This window comes from Trueperella sp. HMSC08H06, assembly GCF_001808465.1.
In the GTDB taxonomy this organism is placed as follows: Bacteria; Actinomycetota; Actinomycetes; order Actinomycetales; family Actinomycetaceae; genus Trueperella; species Trueperella bernardiae.
On sequence record NZ_KV793347.1, the window covers coordinates 1 to 6,929 of the forward strand.

Consider the following 6,929-nt stretch of genomic DNA (forward strand, 5'->3'; position numbering starts at 1 on the left):
TGGTGATCGAGGGGTCGGGGAGCGGGGCGATGCCATCCTCGGTGCCGAACTGCGCGCGCAGGTCGTCGATCGGGCCCCAGTCCAGTGCGCGCGACGGGCACGCCGTGACGCACGCGGGCTCCTGGCCGGTGGAGCGGTAGTCGTAGCACAGGTCGCACTTGGACATGTGGCCTTCCTCCGCGTTGAACTGCGGGGCGCCATAGGCGCAGGCCCACTCGCAGTAGCGGCAGCCCACGCACTTGGACGAATCGACGTACACCGTGCCGTCCTCGCGCCGGCTCATTGCCGTGGTGGGGCAGACCTGCATGCAGATCGCGTCCTCACAGTGGTTGCACGCGATCGACGTGTAGTAGGTGAACACGTTCTGGGTGAGGGCGTTGCCCTGTGCCGTCCACGTGCCGCCCGAATACTCCACCACGCGGCGCCAATTGACGCCGATCGGCAGGTCGTGCTTGTCCTTGCAGGCGATCTGGCAGGCCTTGCAGCCCGTGCAGAGCTCCTGGTCAAAGAAGAATCCGTAGTTGGCACCCGCTTGGGTTAGCATCTCGCTCATTAGTCCTCCTTGCTCACGCCCGCGGTATCCGCGTTATAGGGCTGGTAGTAGGCCGCCTCGATCCGCTCCAGCGCACCCTTTTCCGCCTTCTCAACCTGTGCCAGCACCGTGTGGCTGGGCAGGCCCTTGGCAAGCGGGGTCGGGTGGAGGGAGGTGAGGGTGTTGACCGAGCCGCCGACGTCGACCGGCCGCTCCCCGTTCGCCCCCGCCGGTAGCGAGAAATCGGCCGAGGGCAGCGGCTTGTACCACGCGCCCTGCGGGATCGACACGGTGCCGGGGATGATCCTCGGCGTGACGAGCGCGCGCAGCTGGACCGTGCCGCGCTCGTTGAACACGTAGACGGCGTCCCCGTTGGCGATCCCGCGCGCCTCGGCGTCGATCGGGTTGAGCCACGCGGTCTGGGTGTGTGCCTCCTTGAGGAGGTTGACGTTGCCGTAGCTGGAGTGTGTGCGGCCCTTGAAATGGTGGCCGATCACCTGCAGCGGGTGCTCAGCGTTCTCGCGGGCCTCGAGCGCACCCTCCCAGGTGGCCACGAACTCGGGCAGCGGGGTGAGGACGTCGCCGGCAAGGGCCGGGCGGAAGACGCCGAACTCCCAGGCCTTTGCCAGGTTCGCCAGGCGCTCGGAGTAGATCTCGATCTTGCCCGACGGCGTGGGCACCGGGTTCGCCTCCGGGTCCTCGCGGAAGTCCTTCATGGTGATGACGGGGCCGTCGTTACGGCGGTAGATCCCCATCTCCTTCCACTCGTCCCACGTGGGCAGGGCCGGGTCGTCCTCGCGTGAGCCGTTGATCGCCTCACGCAGCCAGTCCTCGCGGCTCTTGCCGCCGGTGAACTCCTGCTCGAGGTCCAGCTTCGCGGCGAGCTCGGTGCAGATGTCGAAGATCGACTTCGTCTCATACATCGGCTCGATCGCCTGCTGGGAGACGATGCCGTAGGCCATGGGGCCGCCGTTCGCACCGGCGTGGTAGTCGAACTCCTCCGAGGTGGAGGTACCGGGCAGCACGTAGTCGGAGTAGCGGGCCGAGACCGTGTACATGATGTCCGTGGTGACGATGAGCTCGCACTTGGACTCGTCCTCGAGGATGCGCACCGATTCGTTGTTGTCACCGGTCTGGTTGACGAGCGAGTTACTCGCGTACTGGAAGACCGCCTTGATCGGCACCTCTAGCGAGGTGTTTTCGGGCTGCATGTTCTCATCCACCGGGATCTTCAAGCCGCGCACCCCGGGTTCGGGCTTGACGCCCACGCCCGCGTTGAACGTATTCATCTCCGGGCCGTGGTCGATCGCATCGAGCCAGGAGAAGCAGGAGATGATCTTGTTCGAGGGGTTGACGAACTCCGAGTAGAACGACGTGCCGACCCCCAGGCCCCTCGCACCCTCGCGCGCGCCCGTGCCGCCGCCGGGGATGCCGGGGTTGCCGGTCACGCAGGCGAGGAGGAAGATCGCGCGGGCGGTGTTCTCGCCGTTCGCGTGGCGCTGCGGCCCCCAGCCCTGGGTGATCGCGGCGGGCTTGGCGTTGGCGATTTCGCGGGCCAGGCGCCGGATGTCGGCTGCCGGGACGCCGCAGATGTCAGAGGCCCACTCGGGGGTCTTCGCGACCCCGTCCGCGCCCTTACCCTCAAGGTAGGCGCGGTAGGAGGCGTTCTTCGGGGCGCCCTCGGGCATGTGGTCCTCGTCGAAGCCGAGGCAGTACTTGTCGAGGAACGCCTGGTCGTGCAGGTTCTCCTCAACCATTACGTAGATCATGCCGGCGATCAGCGCGGCGTCGGTACCGGGGCGAACCGGCACCCACTCATCTCCGAGCGCCACGGAGGTCTCCGAGTAGCGCGGGTCGATGATGATCGTGCGCACGCCGTGCTCGCGCTTGATGTTCTGGGTGACGAACGTGTGCCCGCCGCCCGACATGCGGGTCTCGATCGGGTTGTTGCCGAACATGACCTGCAGCTTGGAGTTGGCGACGTCGTCGAACGAATTGGAGTTGACCCACGTGCCGTAGAAGTAGGGATAGGCCTGCGTGATGGCCGTGGTGGAGTAATCCGAGTAATGGTCGAGGTAGCCGCCGAACGCGTTGAGCAGGCGAGCCATCGGCGTGTTGTTCGGGGGCCACGAGCAGGACATGACCGCGCCGAGCGTGCCGGTTCCGTACTGGATGTAGAAGGCCTCGTTACCGTAGCGGTTCTTGATGTCCTTCATCTTCTCCGCGATCTCGGTCAGCGCCTGATCCCAGGAGATTTCCTCCCACTGCTCCTCGCCGCGCTTGGTGCCTTCCTTGCGCTTCATCGGCTTCTTGAGGCGGTCGGGGTTGTAGATGCGCTGGCGGATCGAGCGCCCGCGCACGCACGCGCGCACCTGCTGGTTGCCGAGCTCGTCGGTGCCGGTGTTGTCCGGCAGGACCCGGACCACGGTGCCATCCTTGACCTGCAGGCGTAGCGGGCAACGCGAGCCGCAGTTGACGGTGCAGGCCGACCACACGGTGCGGTCGGCGTCGGCGATCCCCTCCGCGTCTGCGGCCGCGACCTTCGGCGTGCCGAGGCTAGTGGTGGTGGCCGCCAGGCCGGCAACTCCCGCGGCGACCCCGGACCACTTGAGGAATGTGCGGCGCGAAGGGCCGTGCGGCTGCGCGGTCGTGCCGGGTGAGAGAGTCTGAGTCATCATCGCCCCCAAAAACTGAACAAAGAATGCCGGAATTTCCGGCTGTCAATGCCAGTATTCGAGCTAAACGACGAGTGTTCGTTAGACCAAGGTCCCAGATGATCTCAAAAGCGGGAAAACCGCCTCTGACACGGGAAAAGTTACGTGATAATAAAGTTTCATAATGCCTAGGCGAGCGAGGTGAAGGCCTTTTCCAGCTCCTCGGGCGTGGTCAGCGGCTCGTCAGAAAAAGCGCAATTCTTCATCGCGGCGGCCACGATCGTAAACCCTGCCCGGTTGAGCGCGGACGTCACGGCGGCGAGTTGGTGGATGACGTCCACGCACTCCCCGCCGTTTTCAAAATTCTCGATGACGGCGTTGAGTTGCCCGCGGGCGCGCTTGAGTCGGTTGAGCGCCTTGCGCTGCTCGGCCTGGAGCTCTTCGATGCCCATGATGCTACCTCTTCTGTTCGGGCCCATCCTACGCGGCGGGGAGTGGTTGCGCGACGTTGTCGTCGACACTACCCTATACCCCAGGGGGTATCGAAGGGGATGGAGGTCACCCAATGAGGATCGTTGTTGTTGGTGGAGTTGCCGGAGGGATGTCGGCCGCGGCGCGTTTGCGCAGGTTGCAGGAGGGCGCCGAGATCATTGTGCTCGAGGCGGGCCCCGAGGTGTCGTTCGCCAATTGTGGCCTGCCCTACTTCGTGTCCGGCGAAATCACCGACCCGGGCGCGCTCCTCGTCCAGACCCCGGCCTCGCTCAAGGCCTCACTCAACCTCGACGTGCGGGTCAACAGCGCCGTTACCGCGCTCGACCCCGCCGCGCGCACCGTCCGCGTGAATGGTCCCGACGCCGACTACGAGCTCACCTACGACGTCCTCGTCCTCTCGCCCGGCGCCGAGGCCTTCCGCCCTGACGTGCCCGGCATCGACTCTCCGCGCGTCACCACCTTGCGCACCGTCTCTGACGCCCACGCGCTTCACGACGCCGCGGCCGGTGCGTCGTCCGCCGTGGTGATCGGCGCCGGCTTCATCGGGCTTGAAGCCGCTGAAGCACTGGCCATGCGCGGGGTGAAGACCACCGTGGTCGAGTTCGCCGACCACGTGCTGCCCCCGCTCGACACCGAGAGCGCTTACTACGTGGCCCAAGAGCTGGCCGAGCTCGGGATGGATGTGCGCACCTCCACCGCCGTCACGGCGATCGAGGAGCCGGGCGCGGGTGTGCCGGCCGACGTGGTGCTCTCCGACGGCTCGCGCGTGAAGGCAGACGTGGTGGTGCTTGCCGCCGGCGTCCGCCCCCGCACCAGCATCTGGGAGGATGCGGGAGTGGAGTGCGAGCGCGGGGCCATCGTCGTCGACGAACACGGACGCACCAACCTCGAAGGCGTGTGGGCCGTGGGCGACGCCGTGGTCTCCACGGACCTGGTGACCGGGGCGCGGCGGCCCGTGGCGCTCGCGGGCCCGGCCAACCGTGCCGGCCGGCTCGTGGCAGACGCGATCTCCGGCAACCTGTCCCACCCGATCCCGGCGGCCGCGGGCACGGCGATCGTGCGCGTGGGCAAGCTGACCGCCGCGATGACCGGCGCGAACGAGCGCGCGCTCGAGGGGATCGCGCACCACACGATCTCCCTCCACCCGGCCGACCACGCCGGCTACTTCCCCGGCGCCACCCAGATGCACATGCGCCTCCACTTCGCCGAGGATGGCAAGGTGCTCGGCGCGCAGATCGTGGGCCGCGGGGGCGTGGACAAGCGCATCGACGTGCTCGCCACCGCGATCAAGGCCGGCATGACCGTGGCCGACCTCATCGACCTCGACTTGGCCTACTCCCCGCCGTACGGCTCGGCGAAGGACCCGGTCAACATGGCCGGCATGATGGCCTCCAACGTGCTCGACCGCACGATGGAGGTGTGGCACACCGCCGACCTGGCGCGCCTGCGCCAGACCCACCTCATCCTCGACGTGCGCAGCCGCGCCGAATACGAGAGCGAGGGCCACATCGACGGCGCCCTCAACATCCCCCACCTCGAGATCCGCGATCGGATGGACGAGGTTCGCGCCTCTGCGGCCGGGCGCCCTATCGCCGTACACTGCAAGTCCGGCATGCGCTCCTACCTCGCACACCGCCAGCTGGTCCAGGCCGGCAACACGTGCGTCAACCACTCCGGCGGCATGATCACCATGCTGGCCGAACTCGGCGACAGCGCGGACGGCGTCGTCAAGTAAAGGCGGCCCTGGCCGTCACCATGAACAGCTGGGAGCACAGCCGCTCTCAGGAAAAATCCTGGGGTGAAGGCCCGGGAAGAAAGAAGGAAGAACCATGTGCCAGCGCGTTACCTGCCCCAAGTGCGGCAAGCCCACCTGGGCCGGCTGCGGCAACCACATCGAGCAGGCCCTCGCCGGCGTTCCCGAATCGGAGCGCTGCCAGGGCCACGCGAAGGAGGGCGGCTCCTTCCTGTCGAGGCTCTTTGGCTAAGCCGGGGCGCGATAGAAGTCCGGGCAGTTTAAAAACACTGGACGATTCCGGGGCGATCTCCTCAAATAAGAAGATCGCCCCGGAATCGTCCAAAAAATTTCACTCCGGCTTCGCGCCGGGGTGCCTTAGCCGATGCCGATCAGCTGCATTGAGTCATAGTGCAGCGACCTGCCCATGAACTCGGCGGCGAGGATGAGCACGAACGCCGCGCTCACCACCCAGGTCAGCGTGGCCGGCTTCTCAAGCGTGGCCAAGGAGGCGTACTTGAACGCCGCGAAGCCCACGCCCACGGCGCCCAGGCCGAGCAGCACCAGGCGCATCCAGAAGAACGCGCCGGAGAACGCCGCCGCGGAGATGGCCGCCGCCGGCTCGGGGTGGGTGGCCAAGTGCTGCACGTGTGCCACGTAGGAGATGAGGATCCCCACCGCCACCAGGGCGACCAGGGCCATGCAGGCTTTGACGATCTGGGTGGTGAGCTTCCATTCCTTGTCCGTGGCGGGAGCATGAATCTCGGCCAGGTTGCGGTCGATGCCGAGGCGGGTCTGCCAGGCGGGCGGCGTCGTCGTGCGAGACGGAACCGCAACCGGGCCGCGCTCGGTGGCGGGCGTGCGCTGCCGGATCGCCGTCATTGCAACGAGGGACACGACGACGGCGGCCGCGCCCAACATCAACGTGGTGGCGAAGAACTGGAACGGGACAACCCAGGTGTTCCACGCCGGGACGGTGACGAGCGAGGAGTAGATCATCGACATCGACCACACGAGCCCGATACCGACCAGGCCCGTCACCATGCCGAGCGCAATGCGCGCCTTGGCCGGGCCGACCCGGAACCACTGCAGGAGGGCAAAGAGGAAGCCCAGCCCGGCGAAGCCGACGCCGAACACGATCTCGCGGCTCAGCCACGATGAGCCCACGTGGCGGAAAACGTTGAGGGTGTGGGTGACGTCGTTCATGTGGAACATGGAGGCGACCAGGCCGAACACCATCACCGGGCCGATCACATACAGGATCGGGGTGGTGAGGCGGTCGGTGGTGCGCTCGTCGGTGGTGGCGGTGAGCCAGAGCTGGATCGCACCGAGCACGAGGAACATTCCCACGCACAGCTGGGCCACCACGGTGAAGATAATCATGGGTAATTCGTGGAGGTTCATCAGATCTCCTTGGGGTTGAGGATCTCTCCGTTGGCGGAGTTCCACGGCTGGGCGTCCTTGTGCGGGTGGATGACCAGGCGCGGCTTGGTGATCGAGGGGTCGGGGAGCGGGGCGA

General features: G+C 66.7%; 6 protein-coding genes. 2 read left to right on the plus strand and 4 right to left on the minus strand.

Annotated elements, in window-relative coordinates:
• The 3 genes from HMPREF3174_RS04025 to HMPREF3174_RS04035 all read right to left on the minus strand — a co-directional run.
• On the minus strand, positions 1-553 hold a 553-nt coding region (locus HMPREF3174_RS04025; RefSeq protein WP_070448032.1), incomplete at its 3' end, for a DMSO/selenate family reductase complex B subunit.
• Positions 553-3,210 carry a DMSO/selenate family reductase complex A subunit gene (locus tag HMPREF3174_RS04030; RefSeq protein WP_246783058.1) on the minus strand — a complete coding sequence of 886 codons (2,658 nt, stop codon included), beginning with the start codon at positions 3,208-3,210 and terminating at the stop codon, positions 553-555. The genes HMPREF3174_RS04025 and HMPREF3174_RS04030, both read right to left, overlap by 1 nt.
• A 164-nt stretch (positions 3,211-3,374) precedes the next feature.
• On the minus strand, positions 3,375-3,638 hold the full coding sequence (locus HMPREF3174_RS04035) for a metal-sensitive transcriptional regulator (protein WP_062614080.1): 264 nt from the start codon (positions 3,636-3,638) through the stop codon (positions 3,375-3,377).
• Positions 3,639-3,751: 113 nt separating this feature from the next.
• On the opposite strand from HMPREF3174_RS04035, the gene HMPREF3174_RS04040 reads away from it, so the two are divergent.
• Positions 3,752-5,413 (plus strand): FAD-dependent oxidoreductase, encoded by a 1,662-nt coding sequence (locus tag HMPREF3174_RS04040; RefSeq protein WP_070448035.1) that lies wholly within the window; start codon positions 3,752-3,754, stop codon positions 5,411-5,413.
• Between the two features lie 94 nt (positions 5,414-5,507).
• Positions 5,508-5,663 carry a hypothetical protein gene (locus HMPREF3174_RS09385; RefSeq protein ID WP_162839030.1) on the plus strand — a complete coding sequence of 52 codons (156 nt, stop codon included), beginning with the start codon at positions 5,508-5,510 and terminating at the stop codon, positions 5,661-5,663.
• A gap of 125 nt (positions 5,664-5,788) precedes the next feature.
• Here HMPREF3174_RS09385 and HMPREF3174_RS04045 read toward each other — a convergent pair whose 3' ends face one another.
• Positions 5,789-6,814, minus strand: coding sequence for a dimethyl sulfoxide reductase anchor subunit family protein (locus tag HMPREF3174_RS04045; RefSeq protein WP_070445528.1), 1,026 nt, complete (start codon positions 6,812-6,814; stop codon positions 5,789-5,791).
• Between the last annotated feature and the right edge of the window lie 115 nt (positions 6,815-6,929).